This is a genomic window from Janthinobacterium sp. NKUCC06_STL, assembly GCF_019345455.1.
Classification (GTDB): Bacteria; Pseudomonadota; Gammaproteobacteria; order Burkholderiales; family Burkholderiaceae_D; genus Janthinobacterium; species Janthinobacterium rivuli.
The window spans coordinates 202,036-228,020 of record NZ_JAHKQY010000003.1; the positions used below are offsets into that span (position 1 = coordinate 202,036).

A 25,985-nucleotide genomic window follows, 5' to 3' on the forward strand; every position below is an offset into this window, starting at 1 on the left:
TTCTTATAGGAAAGTTATGCGCTTCAGGGATATCAGTATCGGCGTGCGCATCAATGCCGGTTATGCCATGTTGATCGTGCTGATGCTGGTCGTCATCGTCCTGTCCGGCAGCCGCATCTATGCCATCCGCGCCGAGACCGACGATATCCTGCAGCGCGACTGGGTCGCCGCCAAGGCCACCAGCAAGATCCACGGGCTGGCGCGCGAGGCGGCCACGCGCATCGGCAACCTGCCGAACCAGCACGAGCTGGCGCTGCGCCAGGCGAACCAGGCGCGCCTGGAAGCGATCAAGCAGGGCATCGATGAGCAGGTGCGCATCCTCGACGGCCTCGATGCGCGGCCCGAGGAGCGGCGCCTGCTGGAACAGATGCACCTGGCCCGCGCCGACTATTATGTGTCGCTCAAGGCGATGTTCGAACTGGTCGAGCGCGGCGAGGATGCCCTCGCCGAGCAGGCCATACAGACGCAGACCTTGCCGGTGCTGGAAAAAGTGCTGCTGTACGTGGGCCAGCTCGACGACCTGCAGCAGCAGCTGATCCGCGACAGCGCGGCCAGGATACGCAATGACATCGACACCTCGCTGCTGCTGATGGGCGGCATCGGCCTGGCGGCCTTGCTGACGGGCCTGGCCTTTGCCTGGTCGGCGCGCTCGATCACGCGGCCGCTGGGCGAGGCGGTGGCGATCGCCACGCGCGTGGCCAATGGCGACCTCAGTTCCGTCATCGAAGTGACGTCGCGCGACGAGACGGGCGAATTGCTGCAGGCGCTCAAGGACATGAGCACCAGCCTGGCCGTCGAGCAGGACCTGCGCCACGCCGTCGAAGTGGCCGAGGATGCGACCAAGATGAAGTCGGACTTCCTGGCGAATATGTCGCATGAAATTCGCACGCCGATGAACGGCATCATCGGCATGACCCACCTGGCGCTGCAGACGGAACTGACGTCGACCCAGCGCAACTACCTGGAGAAGGTGGAATCGGCGTCGAAGAACCTGCTGGCCATCATCGACGACATCCTCGATTTCTCGAAGATCGAAGCGGGCAAGATGGCCTTTGAAAAAGTCGATTTCTTCCTCGAGGACGTGCTGGCGCAGATCGCCGACCTGTCCGTGATGCGGGCACAGGACAAGGGGCTGGAACTGCTGTTCGACATCGCCCCCGACGTGCCGAACGCCTTGCAGGGCGACCCGCTGCGCCTGGGCCAGGTGCTGATCAACCTGACCAACAACGCCATCAAATTTACGGAGAAGGGCGAAATCGTCGTCACCATCCGCCTGCAGCAGCTGGAAGAACATGCGGCCGTGCTGCGCGTGGACGTGCGCGACACGGGCATAGGCCTCACGCCGCCTCAGCGCAGCAAATTGTTCCAGGCTTTTACCCAGGCCGACACGTCCACTACGCGCCACCATGGCGGCACGGGCCTGGGGCTGACCATCAGCAAGCGCCTGGTGGAAATGATGGAAGGCGAGATCGACCTGGTCAGCGAAGCGGGCGTGGGCAGCACCTTTTTCTTCACGGCCCGCTTCGGTCTGGCTGCCGTGCCGCGCGATAATTTACTATTGCCACAGCAATTCCATGGCCTGCGCGTGCTGGTGGTCGACGACAACCCCAGTGCGCGTGAAATTTTCGTCAGCATGCTGACGGCGCTCGGTTTCGAGGCGCGCGCCGTGCTTGGCGGCGCGCTGGCCATCGGCGCCGTGGCGCAGGCGCGCGCCGAGGGACGCCCGTACGGGCTGGTGCTGATGGACTGGAAAATGCCGGGCATGAGCGGCCTCGATACCCTGGCCGGCATCCGCGCCGATGGCGCCGGCATCGATGCGACGCCGGCTTGCATCATGGTCACGGCCTTCCATCGCGAAGCGCTGCTGGAAGCGGCGCGCCAGCGCGACTTGCCGCTCGACGGCGTCTTGAACAAGCCGGTCAGCGCCTCGACCCTGCTCGACCAGATTGCGTTCGTGTTTGGCGGCGTGACGGGGCAGAGCCGCAAGACGCAGCGCCAGAGCAGCTACCGCGACGATGAGCGCGCTCTGCGCGGCGCCTGGCTGTTGCTGGTCGAGGATAATGAAGTGAACCAGGAAGTGGCGCAGCATATTCTCAACGACGCCGGCATCCGCGTCGACATCGCCAGCAATGGCGCCATCGCCCTGGCGAAGATCGAGGAAAACGCCTATGACGGCGTGCTGATGGATTGCCAGATGCCGGTGATGGATGGCTACCAAGCGACGCGCAAGCTGCGCCAGGATCCGCGTTATTCGAATTTGCCCGTGATCGCCATGACGGCCAATGCCATGGTGGGCGACAAAGAAAAATGCCTGGACGCCGGCATGAACGATTTCATCGCCAAGCCCATCGACGTGGCGCAGCTGTTCGGCACCCTGGCGCGCTGGATCGCGCCGGCCACGCCGCAGGAAGTTGCGGCGGTGGTGGCGCAGCCGGAAGCGGAGCTGCCCGTGATCGCCGGCCTGAAAATGGCGGAGGCCATGCGCCGCGTGGGCGGCAATGCCGCTTTGATGCGAAAATTGCTGGAGCGTTTTGTGGAAACCCAGTTCGACGCCATGCAGCGCATCGTTGCCGCCATCGAGAACAACCAGCTCGAGACGGCGATCCGCGAAGCGCATACCCTGAAGGGCCTGGCCGGCAATATCGGCGCCGGCGGCCTGGCCGACAGCGCCGCGCGGGTCGAGCACTTGCTCAGCCTGGGTTCGCACGACGGTCTGCCGCAGGCGCTGGCCGCCTGCACCCTGGCGCTCGACGAGCTGGTGCCGAAGATCGTGCTGGCGATGCAGTCGCGCGGCAATGCGGCCGAGGCGGGCGGCGCGGCGGTGGCGCACGTGGTGCCGGTGGACCGGGCGCAGCTGGAGGCCGGCTTGCGCGAGCTGTCGCAGCTGCTGCAGCAGGATGATGCGCAGGCCGTCAAGCACCTCGACGGCATCGGCCCCGTGCTGGTCGCGGCGGGGCAGGCGGAACACGCGCGCCAGTTGAAGCGCATGCTGGGACAATACGATTTCGAAGGTGCGCTGGCGCAGCTGGGCGAGGTGGCCGATGCGCTGGAGCTGACACTGTGACAAGGATAACTATGCAGAGCGAAGGACGGGCATGAGAGCGCCGGCAAGCAAGCCAACCATCCTGGTGGTCGACGACACGCCAGACAATATCGATCTGCTGCGCGCGGTGCTGGAAGACGATTACCGCACCAAGATCGCCGTGAACGGCGAGCGGGCTCTGAAGATCGCCGCCGGCAGCGACCAGCCGGACCTGATCCTGCTCGACATCATGATGCCGGGCATGAGCGGCTACGATGTGTGCCGCGCGCTGAAGGCCGATCCCGCCACGGCCGGCATTCCCGTGATTTTCGTCACGGCCATGAGCGAAGTGGCGGACGAGCAGCTGGGCCTGGCCCTGGGCGCCGTCGATTACATCACCAAGCCGATCTCGGCGCCCATCGTACTGGCGCGCATCAGGACGCAGTTGGCGATGAAGCAGATGCAGGATTTTTTGCGCGACCAGAATCATTACCTGGAAACGGAAGTGGAGCGCCGGGTGCAGGAAGTGGCGGCGCTGCAGGACGTCACGATTCACGCCATGGCCTCGCTGGCCGAGACGCGCGACAGCGAGACGGGCAACCATATCCGCCGTACCTCGCACTACCTGAAGGCGCTGGCCGAGAAGGTGCGCGGCTTGCCGCGCTTCCGCGATTTTTTGACGGACAAGAATATCGAACTGCTGTTCAAGACGGCGCCGCTGCACGACATCGGCAAGGTGGGCATCCCCGACCATATCCTGCTCAAGCCGGGACGTTTCGAGCCGCACGAAATGGCCATCATGAAAACGCACACCACCTTGGGGCGCGACGCCATCCTGGCGGCCGAGCACGAGCTGGGCATCGAAGTCGATTTTCTCAAGTACGCGAAAGAGATCGCCTACAGCCACCATGAAAAGTGGGATGGCAGCGGCTACCCGCAAGGCCTGGCCGGCGAAGCCATCCCGATTTCGGCGCGCCTGATGGCGCTGGCCGACGTGTACGACGCCCTGATCAGCCGGCGCATCTACAAGCAGGGCATGGACCATGCGCAGGCCGTGCGGATCATCGTCGAAGGACGCGGCTCGCATTTCGACGCCGAGATCGTTGACGCCTTTTTGCAGATCCAGGACCAGTTCATCGCCATCTCCCACCGCTATGCGGACGGCGTGTGCGAAATCGCCGACAAGCAGCGGCAGATCGCGCCCTACACCGAAAACCTCAGCTGACGGTCTTGAAGAAACGCAGCATCTCGCGGCTGGCGTCCGGCCCTTTGCCGTCCGTATAACTGCCGTTATGGCTGCCGCCGGACCAGGCATGGCCGGCGCCGTGGATGACCCAGTGCTCGCCCAGTGGCGAACCATCGGCCTGGCTGTGCGTGGTGCGCGTGTAGCGGTGGCCGTTCGGCACGCTGCCGTCGATGGATGCGGCCTTGGCCGCCTTGTCGCCGGCCTGGCTGCGCACGCCCTGGGCGATCAGTTCATCGCCATTGCGCGGATTGACGGTGGTGTCGCGGTCGCCGTGAAAAACGATGATGGGCACGCCGCCGGCCGGCGCCTTGCGCTGGGCATTGGGCATGGCGCCGCCCTTCATGGCGGCCAGCGCCGACGGCAAGTCCTGCGCCGAGGCGAAGGGCAGGCCAGAATGCACGCCGACGGCGGCAAACAAATCCGGGTACAAGGTGCCGACGATGACGGCCATGGCGCCGCCCGCCGACAGGCCGGCGACGAACACTTCGCGTTCATTCACAGGATATTCGTCGATCACTTGCCGGGCGATGCCGGCGATCAGCGACGGCTCGCCCTGGTCGCGCTGCTGGTCGATGGCGTTGAACCAGTTCCAGCAGCGCGAACTGTTGGCGCCCTGCGTTTGCGCGGGATAGACGACAAAACACTCCTTTTCTTCGGCCAGCGCATTCATCTGCGTGCCGGCGGCGAAATCGTCGGGATTTTGCGTACAGCCGTGCAGCATGACGATCAGCGGCATGGCCTGGCCGTGGTAGCTGCTGGGGATATACAGCTTGTAGGAGCGCGTGCCCGCATGGTTGCGGTACACGCCGTCGATGAATTGGGCACCGGCCGGCACATCGACCGGCGTGGCGGCGGGCGCGTTGAAACCGGGCGGGTGGAAATTCGGCAGCTCGAAGCTGGGCATGTCGAAGCTGTGCTGGCCCAGGCCGGCCGGCACGCCCAGGCGCGCCATGAAATCCTGCGCGAAGTCCTGCGCCGCCTGCGCGGGCGTGGGTGGTACGGCGTCAGCTTGCGGCGGCTCGGATGGGGCCTGCGCCGGTGCCGGCGGAGGATTGATATCACGCATGGGCGGTGCTTGCGTGGCTGCCGCCTGCGGCGCCAGACCGGCGGCGGACAGCGCCTGCTGGATTGCTTCGGTGGCGGCGGCGGGACCGCTGCCCATCAGATTACGGGTTGCGGCGCGCATCTGCGCCAGCATGTTGACAGGTAGTTTCATGACCATCCTTAACGGTGCCGCGCATCGGCCGGGTCATCGCCGCGAACCAATACGCTAGTGAATTCGCCCTGCGAGCGCCGTCTTGACGACGGTGCTGGCGTGCAGGGCACCTAATACGAAAATCGACTCGATGGTGGCCAGTGCCAGTTCCACGGAGACATCGCTGGCGATACTGGCCAGTCCCAGCACCTGTATCTGCAGGCGCTGGCCGGCTGCCTGGATCGCCTCCAGGTCGGTGCGCGAATAATGCTGCATGCCCAATACCAGGCTTTTACGGGCGACGGTTTGTTTCACCACGTCGGCGTGGATACCCAGCTGGTTGCGTATGGCCGTACGGATCAGATCCGTGCGGTTGGAATAAAATCCCTCCTGAACCAGCAAATCGATCTGCCCCAGGTCGATCAAGCCGAGGTTGATCGTGATTTTCTCGGATTCCCCAATTTTGGGCTTGCTGTCTTGCTTGGCCATATCTCTCCAAAAACTCCACGTGGCATCCATTTGCCATCTGTATGGATGGTAGTATAGTTGTGTAATATCTCAAGTCAAGCAGGATTTGGCCGGATCGTGTTGTAGGACGGGCACCCGCAGAGTGAGAATGGGCTGCAAAATAAATTTCCCGAAGATGCTTTTTTAATCATTTTTGCCATAGAAAATATATTCACAGAAACATTGCATGGCGATGCAGCCGACTCGCCGGCGCCGTTTCGCGGCATAATGAAAGCCTACACGTTTACCGATGCCGCTCCATGATGGTCGCTCCCCCACCTCCGCCAGCCATTCCGCTCCCCTCGCCGGTGCCGTCGCCCTGCGTCAGCCTGTGCAAGATGAACCGTAACAGCGGCTTGTGCGAAGGCTGTTTGCGCACGCTCGACGAAATCATCGCCTGGAGCAAGGCCGACGACGACTTCAAGCGCGCCGTGTGGGCCGAATTGCCAGGACGCGAATCCCTGCTCGATTTCGAGCCCGACTACTGAGGAAGCCATGCCGCAATCGCCAGCGCTGTTCCCCGAGGCCATGCAGGTGTTCGAACGTGGCTGGCTGTCGTCGAATAACATCCTGTTCCAGGGCCGGGACGACACGGCGCTGATCGACAGCGGCTATGTCACGCATGCGCCGCAAACCCTGGCCCTGCTGCGCCACAGTCTCGATGGCCGTCCCCTGGACCGCCTGCTCAACACCCATCTGCACTCCGACCATTGCGGCGGCAACGCGCTGCTGCAAGAGGAATACGGCTGCCATACGGCCATTCCCGTGTCGGAAGCGGACAAGGTGCGCGCCTGGGACGTCGACGCCCTGAGTTTCCAGGCCACGGGCCAGCAATGCCCGCGCTTCGGTTTTGACGCCACCGTCTCGCCCGGCGACACGTTGACCTTGGCCGGCATGCGCTGGCAAGCGCTGGGCGCGCCCGGCCACGATCCGCACTCGCTGATTTTTTATTGTGCCGACGAGGGCATCCTGATCTCCGCCGACGCCTTGTGGGAAAACGGCTTTGGCGTGATCTTCCCGGAACTCGATGGCGGCTCCGGTTTTGCTGAGGCGCGCGCCACCCTGGACCTGATCGCCGGCCTGGACGTGCGCGTGGTGATCCCCGGCCACGGACGGCCCTTCACGGATGCCGCCGGCGCCCTGCAGCGTGCCTGGTCTCGCCTCGATTACCTGTCTTCCGACCCCGTGCGCAATGCGCAGAATGCCGTGAAAGTGCTGCTGAAATTCCTGCTGCTGGAACGCCAGCGCATCGCCCTCGCCGCCATACCGGCGCTGCTGCGCGGCATGCCCATCTTCGAAGAGGCCAACCGGCGCTTCCTGCGCCAGGAAGCGGCCGCGCTGGCCGAGTGGGCCGTGTCGCAACTGGTGAGGGCTGCAGCGGCACGGGTCGAAGGTGAGTACTTGCTCAACGAAGGCTGAAACGGCCAGGCGATAAATTCAGCACGATCGTACTTTTTCTGCACTATAATCAACCTTCAGTGTGTCTTTCACGTCCGATCAACTTTCCAGCGAGTCCGCCATGGCATTGCCTGTTGCGTTGCAAAACCTCTCCTTACCCGTTATCGCCTCGCCGATGTTCATCGCCAGCGGCCCGGCCCTCGTCGCGGCGCAGTGCAAGGCCGGCATCGTCGGTTCCTTCCCGGCCTTAAATGCGCGTCCCGCCGAATTGCTCGATACGTGGCTCACGGAGCTGCAGGCCGAGCTGGCCGCCTTCCAGGCCGCCAATCCCGATAAAAAAGTCGGGCCGATCGCCGTCAACCAGATCGTGCACCAGTCGAACGACCGCCTCGCGCATGACGTGGAGGTGTGCGTGAAACACCAGATCCCCATCATCATTTCCTCGCTGCGCGCGCCACCGAAGGAAATGCTCGACGCCATCCACAGCTATGGCGGCATCGTGCTGCATGACGTGATCTCGATCCGTCACGCGAAAAAAGCGCTGGAAGCGGGTGTCGATGGCTTGATCCTGGTCGCCAGCGGCGCCGGCGGCCACGCGGGCACCCTGTCGCCGTTCGCGCTGGTGGGTGAAGTGCGCAAATTTTTCGACGGTCCGCTGGCGCTGTCGGGCTCCATCGCCACGGGCGACGCCGTACTGGCCGCGCAAGCAATGGGCGCGGATTTTGCCTACATCGGCTCGCGCTGGCTGGCAACCAAGGAATCGAACGTCAGCGATGGCTACCGCGACGCCATTGTCGATTCCAGCGCCGCGGACATCGTCTACACCAACCTGTTTACTGGCGTGCACGGCAACTACCTGAAAAAATCGATCGAAGCGGCCGGACTCGATCCGGAAGCCTTGCCCGAAGCGGACAAGAGCGCGATGAATTTCGGCTCGGGCAGCGCCAAGGCCTGGCGCGACATCTGGGGCGCGGGCCAGGGCGTGGGCTTGATGGATGACGTGCCGAGCGTGGAAGAGATGGTGGCGCGCCTGAAAGCCGAATACGATGCGGCGCGCGCGCGGTTGAAGCTGTAACGCTGGTGGTAGTTGTCGGATTACGGCCTTTGGCCTAATCCGACCTACTCGAACCCGGTGACGTAGGTCGGATTAGCGCGCAGCGCGTAATCCGACAAATCATCACTCCTGCTTCAAATCCTCAGGCTTGATGGCCCACAGCCCTGGCAGATTGCGCCAGTAGCCATACGCATCCATGCCGAAGCCGACGACGAAGCGGTTCGGGATCACCAGGCCGACGATGTCGGCTTGTACCGGTTTCTTTTTGCCGATGGCCTTGTCCGCGAACACGGCCAGGATCACTTCCGAAGCGCCCATGTCCAGCAAGCGCTGCTTGACGTGCGCCAGGGTTTCGCCTTCGTCGAGAATATCGTCGAGCACGATCACGGTGCGGCCCGCTACATTCGAGCGGGGGATGACTTTCCACACCACTTCGCCACCCTTGTCGTCGTCGCCGTAGCGGCTCACGTGGATGTAGTCGAATTCGAGCGGAAAGCTCAGCTGTGGCAGCAGGTTGCCCGTAAATACGACGGCGCCGCCCATCACGCCCAGCACCAGCGGGAACTCTTTCGAGTCCTCGGCGTTGAAGCGCGTGTTGAGCACATCGGCCATGCGCGTGATCGACGCTTGCACGGCGTCTTGGTCGAACAGCAGTTCCGCGTTCTTGATCAGGTCACGGGCACGATTGTGATGAAATTCTTGCATGGACTCTTGCATGGCGATGAATGGGGCTGATGATGAATGCGGGTATTATCCCGCAAATCGGCCTTATTTGTAATCGCGCATGTCGTCGATTATTTTTCCGTCCTGCGCCAGGCTGCCTACGGCCACCAGCAGCACCTCGCCACGCAGCTTGGTCAGTTCGCGGATTGAGCCGATGATGGCTTCCACGCTGCTGGCGTCCGTCGGATCGTCGACTTCGCAATGCAAAGCCATCTCGTCGTTGGCCATGCGCCCCGACACCACCAGCCGCGCCTTTTTGATTTGCGGGTGGCGGCGCGCGATTTCATGTACCTGCGACGGATGCACGAACATGGCGCGCACCTTGGTGGTTTGATCGGCGCGCCCCATCCAGCCCTTGATGCGCGTATTCGTGCGGCCGCACGGCGACTCCGGCGCATCGACCAGCACGGCGGACAGATCGCCCGTGGCGAAGCGGATCAGCGGATAGTCGGCATTGAAGAGGGTGACGACGACTTCGCCCACCTCGCCCGGCGCGACGGGAATGCCGCTGCCCGGATGGACGATCTCCAGCAGCACGTTTTCATCGACGACCATGCCCGGATTGAGCTTGCCATTGCTGGCCGTTTCATAGGCGATGCTGCCGATATCGGCCGAGGCATAGGTCTGGAACACGTGCGGCACGCCGTTTTCGGCAAACCAGCTGCGCAAGGACTCGGGCAAGGCTTCCGCGCCCATCACGGCCTTGGTGACGCTGCTGATGTCGGCACCCATTTCGCGCGCCTTCTCGATGATCAGTTTTAAAAATGACGGCGTGCCGATATACGTGTCGGGCTTCAGGTCGGCCATCGCCTGTACCTGCATTTCCGTCTGGCCGATGCCGGCCGGGATGACGGTGCAGCCGATGCGCGCGGCGCCGCCTTCGACCATGAAGGCGGCCGGCGTGAAGTGATACGAAAAGCAGTTCTGCAGCAAGCCGCCGGCGCGCACGCCGGCCGCATACATGGGGCGCGCGAAGCGCCACCAGTCGGGCCCGCGGCCTTCCGGATCAAAGATGGGGCCGGGCGAGACGAACACGCGCGACAGGGCGTTTTTTGGCGTCGTGTTCAAGCCGCCGAACGGCAGCGCGTCGTGCTGCAACTGCTTGAGGTCGGACTTGCGCGTCACGGGCAGCTGCGCCAGCGCGGCGCGGCTGGTGATATCGGCCGCGTTGATCCCGTCGAGGATGCGGGCCCAGCCCGGCGCCTGTTGCGCGCGCGCGATCAGCTGCGGCAGGCCGGTCATCAATTCGCGTTCGCGCGCTTCGGGGGCGCGTGCTTCCAGACTGTCGAGCGTATCGGTCATGTTGCTGATTCTCCAATGTCACGTTGCATTTTTTTCGTCAGCCTCGCCACAATCAGGCTGTATGAACGGTGCAGCAGGGCGGCCATTTCATCGTCGTCCAGGGCGTCGGGACTGGCGACCAGCACCCATTTGGCCCGCGCCAGGTAGGGCGCCGGGCGAAAGCCGGGGCGGTCCGTCAATTCCAGGAAGCGTTCCGCATCGACCTTGAAGCTCATGCCGCGCGTGCTGTGCGCTTCCGCGCCGCACAGGGCGAACAGCCGGCCACCGACGCAAAACGCCAGCACGTTGCTCCATTTGATGTCTTCTGTCGCGCCGGGAAAGCCGCGGCACACTTGCTTCGCCCGTTCCAGGTCCATGATTTGCCTCCTGCGTCAGGCCAGCCAGCGCTTGCGGCGGCGGTAGAACTTCATGTCGCGAAAGCTCTTGCGCCCGGCGCTGGAGACGCCCAGGTAAAACTCTTTGACGTCTTCGTTGCTGGCCAGTTCCTGCGCTTGCCCTTCCATCACGACTCTGCCGTTTTCCAGGATGTAGCCGAAGTCGGCGTAGCGCAGGGCCACATTGGTGTTCTGCTCGGCCAGCAGGAAAGACACGTTTTCCTTGTGGTTCAAATCCTTGACGATGCCGAAGATCTCTTCAACGATCTGCGGCGCGATGCCCATCGACGGTTCGTCCAGTAAAATCATCGACGGCTTGGCCATCAGCGCACGGCCGATGGCGCACATCTGCTGCTCGCCGCCCGAGGTGTAGCCGGCCTGGCTGCTGCGCCGCGTTTTCAGGCGCGGAAAATAGTGATACACCTTGTCCAGCGCGTCTTTCAGTTCGCCGCGCGACAGGCTGCGCGTGTAGGCGCCCGTCAGCAGGTTTTCCTCGATCGTGAGGTGGCCGAAACAGTGGCGCCCTTCCATCACTTGCGACAGGCCCCGCTTGACCAGTTCATTCGGCGTCAATTGATCCACGCGCTCGCCCTTGAACTGGACTTCGCCCTTGGTGACGTCGCCCCGTTCGCCGCGCAGCAGGGTCGAGATGGTTTTCAGGGTGGTCGACTTGCCGGCCCCGTTGGCGCCCAGCAGCGCCACGATCTTGCCCTGCGGGACTTGCAGCGACACGCCCTTCAGGACCAGGATCACATGGTCGTAGATGACTTCGATATTGTTCACCGACAGGTAGGGCGGCGCGGTGTCTGGTGTTTGCGTGGCAGTGGGTGTCATGGCTGCTTCGTTTTCATGTGATGTTGGTGCTTGTCGGATTACGCTACGCTAATCCGACCTACGTGGATGCGGCGTAGGTCGGATTAGCGCAACGCGCGTAATCCGACACCACTTTGAGAGCCGCTTACTTCATGCACGCCGGCGTGATCTTTTTCTCTTCGGCGTACTTGCCCGACGATTCCTCGACCAGCTTGCGCACCAGGGCCTTGTCGCCGACGATCCATTTCGGCGTGATGGCGGTCCACTTCTTGCCATCCCACTGCTGCACTTTCACGGCGCCCGAGCCTTCATGGTCGTCGCAGCTGGTTTTCACGGTGGGGAACATGCCTAGCGCGCCGACGGCCTTCTGGCGCGCATCGTCGACGTTCAGGTTTTCCAGGCCCCAGCGCATCTGCTCGCCCGTGATCGGCTTGCCCTTGCCGAATTTTTCCTGCGCCGCGCGGATCGCTTCGACCCACAGGATGCCGGCCGTCACGCCGCGCATGTGGTAGACGGAGCCGATGCGCGACTGGTCGGACAGGTTGCCCTTGCCGGACGCGTAGAGTTTTTTGCGGATGTCGTCGAGCACAGGGTAGTTGCCTGGCGTATTGAACGTCATCGCCGTGTAGCCCTTGGCCGCTTCGCCCGATGGAATCGTGTCTTCCTCGGAACCGGCCCACCAGACGCCCAGCATTTTGTCGCGCGGGAAGCCGTTGCGCTGCGCCGTCTTGATGGCAACGGAGTTCATCACGCCCCAGCCCCACAGGATCACGTGGTCCGGCTTGGCCTGGCGGATTTGCAGCCATTGCGATTGCTGTTCGCTGCCGGGCGGCGCGACCGGGATCTTGACCAGTTCGAAGCCGTACTGTTTCGACAGCGCTTCGAGCACGGGCAGCGGCTCCTTACCGAAGGCCGAATCGTGGTACAGGTGGACGATCTTTTTGCCTTTCAGCTTGTCCATGCCGCCATCCTTGTCGCCCAGGTACTTGATCATGCCGGCAGCCTGGCTCCAGTAGCTGGAGATCAGCGGATACACGTACGGGAAGACCTTGCCGTTGGCGGCGTCCGAGCGGCCGTAGCCGATCATCGTCATGGGAATTTTGTCTTGCGCCACGCGGTCGAGGATGCCGTAGGCGACGCCGGTGGACAGGGTTTCGACCAGGGTGGCGCCGCCCTGCTTGGTTTTCAGGCGTTCATAGCATTCGACGCCGCGCGACGGGTTGTATTCCGTTTCGCATTCTTCCCAGCTGATTTTCACGCCGTTGACGCCGCCAGCCTGGTTGACCAGGTTGAAGTAATCGATGATGCCGCCGTAGAAACCGGAGCCGCCGGCCGCGTACGGACCCACGCGGTAGGATGGCAGGGCGATGTACTGTTCCTTGTCCTGCGCCTGGGCGCTGCCGGCCATGGTGAGTGCGGCACTGGCGATGGCGGTGGCCAGCATGAGCGATTTGATGTGTTTCATTGTGTGTCTCCTCTTGTTTTATTTGGTATTCAAGTGAACCGACATCGACTGCTAAAACTTAATGGGGGAAGGGCCAGAGTCGCAATTTTTCCTTGGCGATCTGCCACAGCCTGGCCAGGCCGTGCGGCTCGACGATCAGGAAGAAAATGATCAGCGCGCCGAACACCATCAGCTCCAGGTTCGAGGCCACGCTGGTCGGCAGCGACAGGCCGTGCGCGATGGTGTTCAGGAAGACGGGCAGCAGCACGATGAAGGCCGCGCCGAGGAAGGAACCTAAAATCGAACCGACGCCGCCGATGATGATCATGAACAGGATGCGGAAGGACAGGTCCAGGTTGTACGCTTCCGGTTCCACCGTGCCCAGGTAGGCGTACGCATACAGGGCGCCGGCCACGCCGCAGTAGAACGAACTGACGGCGAACGCCAGCAGCTTGGTGCGCATCAATCTGAAACCGATCACCTCGGCCGCCATGTCCATGTCGCGCACGGCCATCCACGAACGGCCCACGTTCGAGCGGATCATGTTCTTGGCCAGCAGCGCCATGCCGGCAACGATGGCCAGCACCAGCAGGTATTTGCTTTGCGGCGTGTCGAACTGGTAGCCGAGGATGGTCATCTTCTGCACCGTGATCACGCCCGAGGAACTGTAGTTGGTCAGATACGGGATCTTGGTCAGGCACCAGACGACAAAAAACTGCGTCGCCAGCGTGGAGGCGGCCAAATAAAAGCCGCGGATGCGCAAGGAAGGCAGGCCGAAGGCGATGCCCACCATGGCCGCGCACAGGCCGCCGAGGATGAAGGACACGAGCAGCGGCAATCCTGGCAGGCGGGCCATGAAGTTATACGAGGCAAAGGCGCCCACGGCCATGAAGGCGGCCGTGCCCAGCGACAGCTGGCCCGCGTAACCGGTCAGGATGTTCAGGCCCAGCGCGGCCAGGGCGAAGATCAGGAAGGGGATCAGGATCGCCGACAGCATGTAGGGCGAGGCGACATACGGCAGGAGGAAGACGGCGATAAGCAGCGTGGCCGTCAGCGCCAGGCGGTCTTGCCGGATCGGGAAAATCTGGTTGTCAGCCTGGTAGCTGGTCTTGAATTGTCCTGCTTCACGGTAAATCATGGGGTGCTCCTTTGCTGGCTATTGGGGTGTTTGTCGGATTACGCCTTCGGCTAATCCGACCTACGATGCTCTTGGGGCCTTATATTCGGCGGATGATTTTCTCGCCGAACAGGCCTTCCGGGCGCACCAGCAGGAACAGCAGGGCCAGCACATACGGGAACCAGCCTTCGATGCCGCCGCCCACCATGGGGCCGAGGTAGACTTCGGCCAGTTTTTCCGACGCGCCGATGATCAGGCCACCGACGATGGCGCCCGGCACCGATGTAAAGCCGCCCAGGATCAGCACCGGCAGCGCTTTCAGGGCGATGAAGGTGAGGGCGAACTGCACCCCGTTGCGCGCGCCCCACAGCAAGCCTGCCACCATGGCGACCAGGCCGGCCACGCCCCACACCACGGCCCAGATGCGCTGCAGCGGGATGCCGACCGCCAGCGCCGCTTGGTGGTCGTCGGCGACGGCGCGCAGGGCGCGGCCCACCTTGGTTTTCGAGAACAGCAAGGCCAGGCAGATCACCAGCAGCGCGCAGATGCCGGCCGCCATCAGGTCGAACTGCGAGATGTTGATGTCGAAGCGGTCCATCAAAAACTGCATCGGCACGTCTTCGATGGGCAGGTCCAGCTTGTGCACCTGCGAGCCCCACATCAGCTGCGCCAGGCCTTCGATGAAAAAGGTCAGGCCGATGGTGGCCATGAACAGCGTGATTTCCGGCTGGTTGACGAGCGGGCGCAAGACCACCCTTTCAATCGCCATGCCCAGCACGATCATGGTCACCATCGTCAGCGGGATGGCCAGCCACAGTGACAGGCCGAACTTGTCCATGATGCCGACGCAGGTGAGGGCGGCGAAAAACACCATCGCTCCCTGCGCGAAGTTGAACACGCCCGAGGCCTTGTAGATCAGCACAAAACCGATCGCCACCAGCGCGTACATGACGCCCGACAGCAGGCCGCCGATCAGCACTTCAAAGAAAAAATTGATATTCATTGCTATTCCTCGTCTAGTGCGCCACGCCGAGATAGGCGTTGATGACATCCTGGTTGCTGCGCACCTCGTCGGGCGTGCCGTCGCCGATCTTCTTGCCGTAGTCGAGCACCACCACCCTGTCCGAGATATCCATCACCACGCCCATGTCGTGTTCGATCAGCACGATGGTCGTGCCCAGCTGATCGTTGACGTCGAGGATGAAGCGGCACATGTCCTGCTTTTCTTCCACGTTCATGCCGGCCATCGGTTCATCGAGCAGCAAAATCTCGGGTTCGGCCACCAGCGCGCGGCCCAGCTCCACCCGCTTTTGCAGACCGTAAGGCAAACGCCCCACGGGCGTCTTGCGGATGGCCTGGATTTCCAGGAAGTCGATGATCTCTTCGGCCTTCTTGCGGTGCTCGATTTCCTCGCGCCGCGCCGGTCCCCAGTACAGGGCCTGCAGCAGGAAATTCGACTTCATTTTGAGGTTCCGGCCCGTCATGATGTTGTCCAGCACCGTCATGCCTTTGAACAGGGCGATGTTCTGGAAGGTGCGGGCGATGCCGGATTTGGCGGCCGCATAACAATCCATGCCGCGCCTGTGTTCGCCCCGATAAATGATTTCGCCCTGTTGCGGGCGGTACACGCCATTGATCACGTTGAGCATCGAGCTTTTGCCCGCGCCGTTCGGGCCGATGATGGCGCGGATTTCATGCTGTTTCACGTCGAACGAGATGTCGGTCAGCGCTTTTACGCCGCCGAACGACAGCGAAATATTTTTCAAGTCGAGGATCACGGGGCCCGTCTTGCGGGCCGTGCCGAAATGGGCGTCGGGTTCGTTCATTTGCATCGTGCTGTGCTCCATCATGCGGCCAGGCCCTGGGGCCGGTACGTTTTGCTGTCCCAGATCTGCAGGTCGGCGCTGGTCGAGCCAAGGCGGCCATCCTCGAATTTCACCTGGGTCTCGATGTATTGCGTTGCCTTGCCCTCGTACAGGGCGGAAATGAGCACCGCGTACTTTTCAGCGATGAATTTGCGGCGCACCTTGCGCGTGCGCGTCAGTTCGTCGTCGTCCGGGTCGAGTTCCTTGTGCAGCACCAGGAAGCGGTGGATCTGCGTGCGGTCCATCAGCGGATCGGTCGCCAGTTCCGCGTTGACCTGCTCGATGCAGTCGCGGATCAAGCCGTAGGTTTCGGCGCGCCCCGCCAGGTCCGTGTAGCCGGCATACGCGATGCCGCGCCGCTCCGACCAGTTGCCCACCGCTTCGATATCGATGTTGATGAAGGCGCACACCTGGTCGCGTGCATGGCCGAAGGCCACCACTTCCTTGATGAAGGGGAAAAACTTGAGCTTGTTTTCGATGTAGTTGGGCGCGAAGATGGCGCCGCACGTCAGCTTGCCGACGTCGGCTGCGCGGTCGATGATTTTCAAGTGGCCTTCGCTGTCGAATACGCCCGCGTCGCCCGTATGAAAGTAGCCGTCGGCATCGATCACTTCGGCGGTGGCTTCGGGACGCCTGAAGTAGCCGCTCATGGTGGCCGGTGACTTCACCAGCACTTCGCCATTGGCCGCCAGTTTGACTTCCACGCCCGGCGCCGGCAAGCCGACGCTGTCGAATTTGATATTGCCGTCCGGCTGCAGACATACATAGGCGCAGGTTTCGGTGGAGCCGTACAGCTGCTTGAGGTTGACGCCGATCGAGCGGTAGAAGCGGAACAGGTCTGGGCCGATGGCGGCGCCGGCCGTGTAGGCGACGCGCACGCGCGACAGTCCCAGCACGTTTTTCAAGGGGCCGTAGACGAGCAGCTCGCCCAACTTGTAGCTGAGACGGTCCGCCAGCGAGACTGGCTTGCCGTCGAGGATCTGCGCGCCGCAGCGCTTGGCCACGTCCATGAAATGGCTGAACATATGGCGCTTGATGCTGCTCGCGTCTTCCATGCGTATCATCACGCTGGTGAGCATGTTCTCGAACACGCGCGGCGGCGCAAAGTAGCAGGTGGGGCCGATCTCGCGCATGTCGATCATCACCGTGTCGCCCGATTCGGGGCAATTGACGGTGAAGCCGGCCACCATCGCCTGCGCCAGCGAGAACAGGCAGTCGCCGACCCACGCCATGGGCAGGTAGGACAGGATGTCTTCCGCGTCGGTGAGCTTGTCGAAGGCCACGCCGCCAACGCCGGCGGCCAGCAGCGCCGTGTGGCTCTGGCACACGCCCTTCGGCTTGCCCGTGGTGCCCGAGGTGTACAGGATCACGGCCGAGTCGCTGCCCTGGCCCGCTGCCACGGCGGCGTCGAAAAAGCCCGGGTGTTCGCGGTCGTAGGCACGGCCCAGCGTCTGCAGGGCGGCAAAGGACGTCAGCTCCGGCTGGCGGTAGTGGCGCATGCCCCGTTCATCGTCATACGCGATGTGGGCGACGTGCGGATACAGGGCTTTGAGTTCGAGTAGCTTGTCGACCTGCTCCTGGTCTTCGACGATGGCGTAGCGGATTTCCGCATCCTGCAGCACATAGGCCATGTCGGCGGCCGGCGCGTCCTGATACAGTGGCACAGGCACGCCGCCCAGGCTTTGCGCAGCCAGCATGGCCCAGTACAGGCGCGGACGATTGTCGCCGATGATGGCCAGGTTCATGCCGCGCTGGAAGCCGATGGCGGTCAGGCCGCAGGCCAGTGCGCGCACTTCTTCGTTGACCTCGCGCCAGGTCCAGGTTTGCCAGATGCCCAGGTGTTTTTCGCGAAAGGCGGGCTTGTCGGATCGTACTGTCCCGTGTTGCAATAAGCGCCGCGGAAAAGTCGGCATTGCTGCTGTGGTATTCGTTTGCACCAGTGTCTCCCTGTTGCTTGTCTCAGGCCCCACCTCGTTGGATGGCGCTCTGTGTTTTTTATGTGTCAGGCGTTTGTGCAATGATAGTAGCTTGCGTTAGTTTGCCAAGTTGTCTTTTCGGGGACATTTACCCACTTTTCGATGGTGCATCGCACAATGACCTACCCTGATATCAGTCTCAAGGATGCCGTGCGCGCGGCCCACTGGGCACAGCTGCTCGACCCCGTTCAACTGGCCCGGGTCGAAGCGGATGTGTTTGAAACCTTCGTGCCGAAAGGCGGCTTTGTCTGCCGCAAGGGCGAGCCGGTGGACAACTGGATCGGCGTCATCAGCGGCATGGTCAAGATGAATAATTTTTCCGCTTCCGGCAAGGCCATGACCTTCATCGGCGTGCCGCCCGGCAGCTGGTTCGGCGAAGGTTCATTGCTGAAGAACGAGATCCGCAAATACGACACCATGGCCCTGCGCGACACGCGCGTGGCGCGCCTGCCCGGCGCCACCTTCCACTGGCTGCTGGAAACGAGCCTGCCGTTTACGCGCTTTTTGCTGATGCAGCTCAACGAGCGCCTGGGCCAGTTCATCGGCATGGTGGAAAACGAGCGCCTGCTGGACCTGAACACGCGCGTGGCGCGCTGCCTGGCCTCGATGTTCAACTCGCATTTGTACCCGGGCGTGGAAACCCTGGTGCAGCTGTCGCAGGAGGAAATCGGCCTGCTGTCCGGTTCTTCGCGCCAGCGCGCCAACCAGGCCTTGCAGGTGCTGGAAAAAAAGGGGCTATTACGCCTCGATTACGGCGGCATCCGCGTGCTGGACCTGGAAGGCTTGCGCCGCTACGAGGCCGATGATGGCGACTGAAATCTCCAGCCGTGCCACAGCGCTGCGTGAACGCCTCGAGGGTGCTGCCGTCGACCATGCGCGTTTCACGGGGCCGCCCGTCGATTTCAACGACTGGACACCGGAAGAACTGGGCGCCGTCTGGGGGGCGCTGCACCGCGCGGCGCGCTTCGGCCATGATGATGTTGCGCGGTTTAATCTGGCGCACACGCTGCTGGAACAGGTGACTGAGGCCGGACTGGCGCCGTTGCTGGCCGGTGCCGTGTTCCTCGACGCGCTCGACGCGGCCGCTGATTACAACCGGGAATGGGAGTATGTCATCGGCTGCCTGGCCTGCCTGCAGGGCGAGGCACCGGCAGGCACGGCGGCGCAGGCGCGGCGCATTCTCGGCGAAACCTCGGGCTGGGTCGAGCGGCCCTACCAGGCCTGGCTGCTGGCGTGCCTTGCCGGCGGCGACGCCCCTGCCCAATTCGCGCAGCTGATGGAGGAGCGTCACGCCCGTTATCCGATGCCACTGACCTTGCAGGAATTGGCACTGCTGCCGCAGCTGGCGCAAGCGTCCCTGCTGGCGCTGGCCGGTTCGCCCCATAGCAGCTTCTGGAACCGCAACAGTATCGGCGAGGCGGATCCCGCCGCCGTGCTGGCCGACGATGCGGCGTATGCCGCTTTTGCGCGGGTGATACTGGAACAGGCGGCGCGCCATATCGCCGCCATCCATGACGGCAGCGTGCCGTATGCGGCCGATGCCGCCTTTGCCACGGCAGACTCTCCGGTGCTGGCGCGCGCCGCGCGGGTCGCCGCCTATCGCGATGATGGATGGTTCCGTCCCGTGATCGCCGTCTTGCTGCCCTTGGCCTGCGTCGCGCCCGGCGCGGCAAAAAGCGCGCCGTCGCAGTCGCTGGCGATGGCGCTGGGCCATGCGGTGGAAACCATCCCCACGCCGGAAAGCTTGCTGGCCCTGCGCACGGCGCTGGCGCAGGTGCGCCATGCGGGCATTCGCAAGAAGCTGGAACGCAATCTGAAACCGGCCGAACGGGCGCTGGCCGAACGACCCGATATCGCGTGGCGGGTCGGCATGCCAGGCCCCATGGGCAAGCGGCGCCAGGCCATGCTGGCGCGCCGCCTGGAAGCGGGTTACGCCAGCGAAGTGTGGTTTGGCCTGGACCAATGGCGCGCCTTGCGCGACGATGCCGATATCGAGACGGTGGCGCGCGCGCTGGTCTGGCGTACGGGCGATGGCCAGGCCTTCATGCTCGACGGGAAGGGCGCCATCGATGCGCAGGGGCAGCCAGTGGATTTGCCTGAGCAAGGCGACATCGGCCTGTGGCATCCTCTGCACGGCAGCGGGGAGCAGCGCGCCGCCTGGCAGGCGCTGCTCGCGCGGCGGCGTGTGCGCCAGCCGCTGCGCCAGGTGTATCGTGAAATATATGCACCGCCCGGCGACGGCGGCGCCCCATTTGCCGGCTACCAGTTGTCGCTGCCTACCTTGCTGGGACTGGCCCGCCGCGAAGGCTGGCGGCTCGATGACGATGAAGGCTTGTCGCGCCAGTTCGGCGCCTGGCGCGTATTGCTGCGCCTCGGGGGACACGTCTATCCAGGCGCGGGCGGCGCCTGCACATCCAATGGGCTGGCGCCCGCGCAGATGATGCCGATGGCGCCGGTGGCGTATTCGGAAGCGTGCCGCGCGGTGGATCTGCTGGTCAGCGCCAGCGCCCTGGCGCTGCTGGAAGAAGAGCAAAGCGTGCAGCGCGCAAAGCGCCTGTTTTACCTGGCCAATCTGGCGCCGGGGCCGATGGCGGGCATGCGGCGCACGGTGCTGGAACAGGTATTCGCGGAGCAGATCGAGGACGGGCGCATGGCGCTCGAAGCGCGCCACCTGATGGTCGGCAGGCATGCGATTCACCTGACCACCGGCAGGGTCACGCTGGACGGCGCCGAGGTAGCGAGCGAGGTGGCAGCGAAGGGGAGCAAGCTGGGCGCCGTGCCGTGGCTGCCGCACGATGAGGCGCTGCTGGAAAAAATCGTCGGCCTCGCCGGCCAGCTGCTCCAGCATTGAAGACGAGCCGCATCCTGATCCTGGCCTGGGCTGCGTGAGTACTGCATTGCCGGCAATCGGAGTATCATGAGCGCTTCCCAGCACAGCACCTTTTCGCCGCCATGCAGACATCCGTTCACAGTAATCCCGCCTCCCGTTTGACCTTGCTGCGCGCCGCCATGCACGCGCAGCAGATCGATGCCCTGATCGTGCCATCGGCCGACCCGCACTTGTCCGAGTACCTGCCGGCCCGCTGGCAGGGCCGCGAATGGCTGTCGGGCTTTACGGGTTCCGTCGGCACCCTGGTCGTGACGCAGGATGTCGCCGGCGTGTGGACCGATGGCCGTTACTGGGAACAGGCGGAAGAGGAACTGGCCGGCAGCGGCATCGCCCTGAAAAAAATCCCGTCCGGCGCCAGCGTGCTGTATATCGACTGGCTGGGCGAGACCATGCAGCCGGGGCAGACGGTGGCCGTCGATGGCGCCGTGCTGGGCCTGGCCAATGCGCGCCTGCTGCAGCAGGCGCTGGGCGCGCAAGTGACCCTGCGCACGGACATCGACGTGCTGCAAGCCGTCTGGCCCGATCGTCCGGCCATGCCCGCCGCGCCCGTATATGAACATGCGCCCGCGTATCCATCGCTGTCGCGCACGCAAAAACTGGCGGCCCTGCGCGCCGGCATGGCGGTGTACGGCGCCAGCCACCACGTCATTTCCACGCTCGACGATATCGCGTATCTGTTCAACTTGCGCGGCGCCGACGTGCACTACAACCCCGTCTTCCTCGCGCATGCGCTGGTGGGACCGGAGCGCGCCACCCTGTTCGTCGCCGACGGCAAGGTGCCGATGGCCCTGCGCGCCACCCTGGAAAGCGAAGGAGTGGACGTGGCCGCGTACGACCGCACGGCGGCCGCCTTGGCCGCCTTGCCGGCCGGCGCCACCTTGCTGCTCGACCCGCGCCGCATCACGTTCGGCACGCGCCAGGCCGTGGCCGAGGCTGTGCGCGTGGTCGAATCCATCAACCCGACCACCCTGGCCAAGTCGCGCAAGACGGACGGCGAAGCGGCGCACGTGCGCGCCGCCATGGAGCAGGATGGCGCCGCCCTGTGCGAGTTTTTCAGCTGGCTGGACGCCACCCTGGCCGACCCGCAGCGCGCGCCACTGACGGAAATCGGCGTCGACGAACACCTGACGGCCGCGCGCGCCCGCCGCGCCGGCTTTGTCAGCCCCAGTTTCGGCACCATCGCCGGCTTCAATGCGCATGGCGCCATCATGCATTACCACGCGCATGCGGATTCGGCCGCCACCATCGAAGGCGACGGTTTGCTGCTGATCGACTCGGGCGGCCAGTATTGGGGCGGCACCACCGACATCACGCGCGTGGTCCCCGTCGGCACGATCACGGCCGAGCACAAACGCGATTTCACCCTGGTCTTGCGCAGCATGATCGCCCTGTCGCGCGCGCAGTTCCCGCGCGGCGTGAAGTCGCCCATGCTCGACTCGATTGCCCGCGCACCGCTGTGGGCCGAAGGCATCGACTTTGGCCACGGCACGGGTCACGGCGTGGGCTTTTTCCTCAACGTGCACGAAGGGCCGCAATCGATTTCCCAGTCCGCCATGCCGGAGCCGCAGACGGCCATGGAAGCGGGCATGATCACCTCCATCGAACCGGGCATCTACCGCCCCGGCCAGTGGGGCATCCGCATCGAGAATCTGGTGCTGAACGTGCCTGCGGAAACGACGCAGTTTGGCGAGTTTTTACGTTTTGAGACCTTGACCCTGTGCCCGATCGACACGCGCTGCGTGGAACGCTCGCTGTTGCGCGACGACGAGGCGGCGTGGCTGAACGACTATCACGCCACCGTGCGCGCGCGCCTGGCGCCGCACCTGGCCGGCGGTGCGCTGGCGTGGCTGGAACAGCGCACGGGAGCCATCTGATGCGCTCGACCCGCGCCACCTCCGCCATCGAGCGGCTCAAGGAACGCACCGGCCACCGCCTCTACACGATGGCGCGCACGGGCGATGAACTGTTCTTCCTCACGGAAGGCCCAGGCTTGCCGCCTTTGTGCCCGCCGCTGGAACTGGATGCCTTTGTCGCCTTCGTCAATGGCCTGGGACCGCAAAAGGCGCGCCGCGTCAGCAAGCTCGATGTGGCGTTTGAAAAGCAGCTGACGAAAAAGCCTTAGATGCCGACCATCGACTTTCTGCGCGCCTACTGGTCGCCGGCCGAGCTGGCGACGAATGGCGTGATCCTGCTGAACCTGCTGGGCGCGCTGCTGCTGGGTTTATTGGTGGGTTACGAGCGTTCGTATCACGGGCGCGCTGCCGGCATGCGCACCTACAGCCTGGTGTGCATGGCTTCGGCCGCGCTGACGGTGCTGGGCGGCTATCCCGAGTTCTGGTACGGCGGCCATGGCGCCATCGTCGGCAGTGATCCCACGCGCGTGATCCAGGGCATCGTCACGGGCGTGGGTTTTCTCGGCGCCGGCGTCATCATGCGCGAGGGTTTCAACATCAGCGGCCTGACGACGGCCGCCTCGATCTGGGCCTCGTCCGTGATCGGCATCATGGTCGGCATCGGCTTTTATCTGTCGGCCATGGGCCTGGCCTTCCTGTGCGCGATGGCGATGATTTTTCTGTCAAAATTGGAGAACTGGCTGCCGTCGCGCCACGCGGTGGCCATCACCATGCGCTTCAAGCAAGGGTTCATTCCCCGTGAGGATGCGCTGCGGCGCATGGCCGCCAAGCGCGGCTACGACATCGCCGGCGGCTCGCTGACCATCGGCAGCAACGAAGGCATGCAGGAATGGCGCTTTGTCGCCATCGCGCATGGCAAGAACACGGGCGCCAGCCTGTCGGCCATGTCGGCCGAACTGGCCGCCTTCGAAGGCATCGCCGGCTTCCAGCTGTCGCATGCCCGCAATTGATACGGATGCCGAGAGGATGGACATGGATGCACAGGCGCAAGCGGTACTCGATTTCTGGTTTTTGCCGCCGGATAACCCTGACTATGGCCAGTCGCGCATGGAGTGGTTTCGCAAGGATGACGGCTTCGACGCGCAGATACGCGCGCGTTTCGGCGCGCTGATCGATGCCGCCATCGATGGCGGCTTGCGTGAATGGGATGCGACGCCGCACGGTGCGCTGGCGCGCCTCATCGTGCTCGATCAGTTCACGCGCAATGTGTACCGCGGCACGCCGCGCGCCTTTGCCGGCGACACCAGGGCGCTGGCGCTGGCCATCGCCTTGACGCAAGCGGCGCAGGACCAGCAATTGCCGCCGATGCTGCGCGCCTTTGCCTACCTGCCGTTCGAACACGCGGAAGACCTGGCCATGCAGGCGCGCGCCGTCGAGCTGTTCCAGCTGCTGTCGCAGGCGCAGCCCGGTTTTGACGGCATGCTCGACTACGCCGAGCGGCACCAGGAAGTGATCGCCCGCTTTGGCCGTTTCCCGCACCGCAACGCCATCCTGGGCCGCGCTTCCACGCCACAAGAGGTGGAATTTCTGCGCCAGCCGGGATCGAGCTTCTAGAAAATCATCATGAACGTCACTTTGAATATCATCGGCGCCGGCCACGTGGGCCGCGTGCTGGGCCGTCTGTTCGCCGGCGTGGAAGGCGTCGCCGTGCAGGACGTGCTCACGCGCTCGTTGGCCTCGGCGCAGGCGGCCGTCGCTTTCATCGGCGCCGGCACGCCCGTCGACAGCTATGCGGCCTTGCGCCACGCCGACGTCACCCTGCTGGCCGTGTCCGACGACCAGATCGGCCCGGCCTGCGCGGCGCTGGTGGCCGAGGGACGGCAAGCGGGCGCCATCGTGTTTCACTGCAGCGGCGCGCTGGCCTCGAACGTGCTGCTGGCGGCCACGCAGGCCGGCGCGTTTGTCGCCAGCGCCCACCCGATCCGCAGCTTTGCCGATCCGGCACAAGTGGCCGCCACCTTTGACGGCACGTTTTGCGGCGTCGAAGGCGACCCGCTGGCGCTGGCCTTCCTCACGCCGGCCTTGAACGCCATCGGCGCGCGCCCCGTGCCCATCGATCCGGCCGCCAAGACCCTGTATCACGCCGCCGCCGTCTTTGCCAGCAATTATCTGGTGACGGTGCTCGACGCCGCCTTGCGCGCCTACCAGGCGGCCGGCATTCCCGAGCCGGTGGCGCGCGAACTGGCGCAGCCGCTGGTGACTGAGGCGGTGGCCAATGTATTCCGCCTGGGCGCCGCGCCGGCGCTGTCCGGCCCCATCGCGCGCGGTGATTCGGCCACCGTGCAACGCCAGCAGCTGGCCGTGCAAAGCTGGGATGCCGCCACGGGCGAGTTATACCGGGCGCTGGTGGCGCCCACGCAGGATCTGGCCAGACGCAAGCGCGGGAAATGACTCAGGCGGCGTGCCCACCGTTGCGGCCTTGCTCCTTGGCCTGGCTGGTGGCCATGTAACCCGCCCCCAGGATCAAGGGCAGGACGATGAGCAGGCGGTACTTGATCGACAGAAGACGCATGCAGACGAGGGGCGGCCGGCGCAAAGGCAATCGTGACGCAAGCCAAAAGCATGCAGCAGGGCGGGTATTGGCGCAATGATAACTGGCTTTCTTGATAATTTACGCTGGCGAACGCGACAAGATAACCACGACTTACCAAATAAAAGTGCCGATTTGTCGACAAAGATGCAAATAAGCAATAAGATTTGTTGAGGGGAATCATTGCGCATCGCCCCTGTCTTGCCGCCCGTTTCAGGCGCGGGACATTACGCGCAGGGAGTGTTGTATGTTATTTTTAAAGAGTACGTCCGTCAGCAAGGCCCCGGGCATCTACGAGGTCGACATCGCCGCCAAACCACCAGGCAAGACCTTCGGCATTTTCCTCGCCACCGATCCCGACCAGCCACCATCAGCCTTGCTGGGGCAATTGAAGGTGCTCGGCTTCGAGAACACCTATAGTTCGCCCTACCTGCACAAGGATGGGGGCAAAGTGCTGGACCTGCATTTCCAGAAAGATGGCACGGATATCTTCAAAGGCTGGAAAACCGAGGAGTGCACGCACAACCTGGCGGCCATCACGGCGCTGTTCGAGGAGCATGGCATCGTTATTACGCCACGGGTTATGTCGATGGCGGAAGCCTACGCTTAATCTGCC

Annotated in this window: 24 protein-coding genes; 13 read left to right on the forward strand and 11 right to left on the reverse strand. The window is 63.8% G+C overall.

Annotated features, from left to right (window positions below):
- The first annotated feature begins 16 nt into the window (after positions 1 to 16).
- Positions 17 to 3,064: a response regulator gene (locus KO539_RS13470; protein WP_219310115.1), complete on the forward strand. Its 3,048-nt coding sequence runs from the start codon at positions 17 to 19 to the stop codon at positions 3,062 to 3,064.
- A 31-nt stretch (positions 3,065 to 3,095) separates the two neighbouring features.
- Positions 3,096 to 4,247, forward strand: coding sequence for a two-component system response regulator (locus KO539_RS13475; RefSeq protein WP_035823533.1), 1,152 nt, complete (start codon positions 3,096 to 3,098; stop codon positions 4,245 to 4,247).
- Here the strand turns inward: KO539_RS13475 and KO539_RS13480 are convergent.
- Both KO539_RS13480 and KO539_RS13485 read right to left on the reverse strand, forming a co-directional pair.
- Positions 4,240 to 5,484 carry a PHB depolymerase family esterase gene (locus tag KO539_RS13480; RefSeq protein WP_225243110.1) on the reverse strand — a complete coding sequence of 415 codons (1,245 nt, stop codon included), beginning with the start codon at positions 5,482 to 5,484 and terminating at the stop codon, positions 4,240 to 4,242. The genes KO539_RS13475 and KO539_RS13480 overlap by 8 nt on opposite strands.
- 54 nt (positions 5,485 to 5,538) lie before the next feature.
- Positions 5,539 to 5,952 carry a CopG family transcriptional regulator gene (locus KO539_RS13485; RefSeq protein ID WP_219310117.1) on the reverse strand — a complete coding sequence of 138 codons (414 nt, stop codon included), beginning with the start codon at positions 5,950 to 5,952 and terminating at the stop codon, positions 5,539 to 5,541.
- A 278-nt stretch (positions 5,953 to 6,230) separates the two neighbouring features.
- On the opposite strand from KO539_RS13485, the gene KO539_RS13490 reads away from it, so the two are divergent.
- The 3 genes from KO539_RS13490 (at position 6,231) to KO539_RS13500 (ending at position 8,443) form a co-directional block, all read left to right on the forward strand.
- Positions 6,231 to 6,458 carry a DUF1289 domain-containing protein gene (locus tag KO539_RS13490; protein WP_219310119.1) on the forward strand — a complete coding sequence of 76 codons (228 nt, stop codon included), beginning with the start codon at positions 6,231 to 6,233 and terminating at the stop codon, positions 6,456 to 6,458.
- A gap of 7 nt (positions 6,459 to 6,465) precedes the next feature.
- The gene (locus KO539_RS13495) at positions 6,466 to 7,389 is read left to right on the forward strand and encodes an MBL fold metallo-hydrolase (RefSeq protein ID WP_219310121.1); all 924 of its coding nucleotides are present in this window, start codon (positions 6,466 to 6,468) and stop codon (positions 7,387 to 7,389) included.
- A 100-nt stretch (positions 7,390 to 7,489) separates the two neighbouring features.
- The gene (locus KO539_RS13500; protein WP_034752807.1) at positions 7,490 to 8,443 is read left to right on the forward strand and encodes a nitronate monooxygenase family protein; all 954 of its coding nucleotides are present in this window, start codon (positions 7,490 to 7,492) and stop codon (positions 8,441 to 8,443) included.
- 102 nt (positions 8,444 to 8,545) lie between these two features.
- On the opposite strand, the gene KO539_RS13505 is transcribed toward KO539_RS13500, so the two are convergent.
- The 9 genes from KO539_RS13505 to KO539_RS13545 form a co-directional block, all read right to left on the reverse strand.
- Positions 8,546 to 9,127 carry a hypoxanthine-guanine phosphoribosyltransferase gene (locus KO539_RS13505; RefSeq protein ID WP_099377742.1) on the reverse strand — a complete coding sequence of 194 codons (582 nt, stop codon included), beginning with the start codon at positions 9,125 to 9,127 and terminating at the stop codon, positions 8,546 to 8,548.
- Between the two features lie 63 nt (positions 9,128 to 9,190).
- On the reverse strand, positions 9,191 to 10,447 hold the full coding sequence (locus tag KO539_RS13510; RefSeq protein WP_219310123.1) for a phenylacetate--CoA ligase family protein: 1,257 nt from the start codon (positions 10,445 to 10,447) through the stop codon (positions 9,191 to 9,193).
- The gene (locus KO539_RS13515; protein WP_219310125.1) at positions 10,444 to 10,803 is read right to left on the reverse strand and encodes an MmcQ/YjbR family DNA-binding protein; all 360 of its coding nucleotides are present in this window, start codon (positions 10,801 to 10,803) and stop codon (positions 10,444 to 10,446) included. The genes KO539_RS13510 and KO539_RS13515 overlap by 4 nt, the downstream gene beginning before the upstream one ends.
- A 15-nt stretch (positions 10,804 to 10,818) precedes the next feature.
- Complete coding sequence (locus KO539_RS13520; RefSeq protein WP_058049338.1) at positions 10,819 to 11,655, reverse strand: ABC transporter ATP-binding protein; 837 nt, start codon at positions 11,653 to 11,655, stop codon at positions 10,819 to 10,821.
- A 124-nt stretch (positions 11,656 to 11,779) separates the two neighbouring features.
- Positions 11,780 to 13,099, reverse strand: coding sequence for an ABC transporter substrate-binding protein (locus tag KO539_RS13525; protein WP_099401138.1), 1,320 nt, complete (start codon positions 13,097 to 13,099; stop codon positions 11,780 to 11,782).
- Between the two features lie 58 nt (positions 13,100 to 13,157).
- A complete protein-coding gene (locus tag KO539_RS13530) occupies positions 13,158 to 14,216 on the reverse strand; it encodes a branched-chain amino acid ABC transporter permease (RefSeq protein ID WP_176387882.1) in 1,059 nt (352 codons plus the stop codon).
- A 79-nt stretch (positions 14,217 to 14,295) separates the two neighbouring features.
- Positions 14,296 to 15,192, reverse strand: a complete 897-nt coding sequence (locus KO539_RS13535) for a branched-chain amino acid ABC transporter permease (protein WP_200880402.1) — start codon at positions 15,190 to 15,192, stop codon at positions 14,296 to 14,298.
- 19 nt (positions 15,193 to 15,211) lie between these two features.
- On the reverse strand, positions 15,212 to 16,027 hold the full coding sequence (locus KO539_RS13540) for an ABC transporter ATP-binding protein (protein ID WP_029496076.1): 816 nt from the start codon (positions 16,025 to 16,027) through the stop codon (positions 15,212 to 15,214).
- Positions 16,028 to 16,041: 14 nt separating this feature from the next.
- On the reverse strand, positions 16,042 to 17,973 hold the full coding sequence (locus KO539_RS13545; protein WP_219310127.1) for an AMP-binding protein: 1,932 nt from the start codon (positions 17,971 to 17,973) through the stop codon (positions 16,042 to 16,044).
- Positions 17,974 to 18,153: 180 nt separating this feature from the next.
- Here KO539_RS13545 and KO539_RS13550 point away from each other — a divergent pair, with 180 nt between their 5' ends.
- The 8 genes from KO539_RS13550 (at position 18,154) to KO539_RS13585 (ending at position 25,979) form a co-directional block, all read left to right on the forward strand.
- A complete protein-coding gene (locus tag KO539_RS13550) occupies positions 18,154 to 18,852 on the forward strand; it encodes a Crp/Fnr family transcriptional regulator (RefSeq protein ID WP_219310129.1) in 699 nt (232 codons plus the stop codon).
- Complete coding sequence (locus KO539_RS13555; protein WP_219310131.1) at positions 18,839 to 20,887, forward strand: DUF4132 domain-containing protein; 2,049 nt, start codon at positions 18,839 to 18,841, stop codon at positions 20,885 to 20,887. The genes KO539_RS13550 and KO539_RS13555 overlap by 14 nt, the downstream gene beginning before the upstream one ends.
- A 101-nt stretch (positions 20,888 to 20,988) precedes the next feature.
- Positions 20,989 to 22,800 carry an aminopeptidase P family protein gene (locus KO539_RS13560; protein WP_219310133.1) on the forward strand — a complete coding sequence of 604 codons (1,812 nt, stop codon included), beginning with the start codon at positions 20,989 to 20,991 and terminating at the stop codon, positions 22,798 to 22,800.
- On the forward strand, positions 22,800 to 23,048 hold the full coding sequence (locus tag KO539_RS13565) for a hypothetical protein (protein ID WP_071079957.1): 249 nt from the start codon (positions 22,800 to 22,802) through the stop codon (positions 23,046 to 23,048). The genes KO539_RS13560 and KO539_RS13565 overlap by 1 nt, the downstream gene beginning before the upstream one ends.
- A complete protein-coding gene (locus tag KO539_RS13570; RefSeq protein WP_034752834.1) occupies positions 23,049 to 23,789 on the forward strand; it encodes an MgtC/SapB family protein in 741 nt (246 codons plus the stop codon).
- Positions 23,776 to 24,393, forward strand: a complete 618-nt coding sequence (locus KO539_RS13575) for a DUF924 family protein (protein WP_257626286.1) — start codon at positions 23,776 to 23,778, stop codon at positions 24,391 to 24,393. Before KO539_RS13570 ends, KO539_RS13575 begins: the two co-directional genes overlap by 14 nt.
- A 9-nt stretch (positions 24,394 to 24,402) precedes the next feature.
- Complete coding sequence (locus KO539_RS13580; RefSeq protein WP_099401144.1) at positions 24,403 to 25,230, forward strand: Rossmann-like and DUF2520 domain-containing protein; 828 nt, start codon at positions 24,403 to 24,405, stop codon at positions 25,228 to 25,230.
- Between the two features lie 386 nt (positions 25,231 to 25,616).
- On the forward strand, positions 25,617 to 25,979 hold the full coding sequence (locus KO539_RS13585; protein WP_035823566.1) for a hypothetical protein: 363 nt from the start codon (positions 25,617 to 25,619) through the stop codon (positions 25,977 to 25,979).
- Positions 25,980 to 25,985 lie beyond the last annotated feature (6 nt).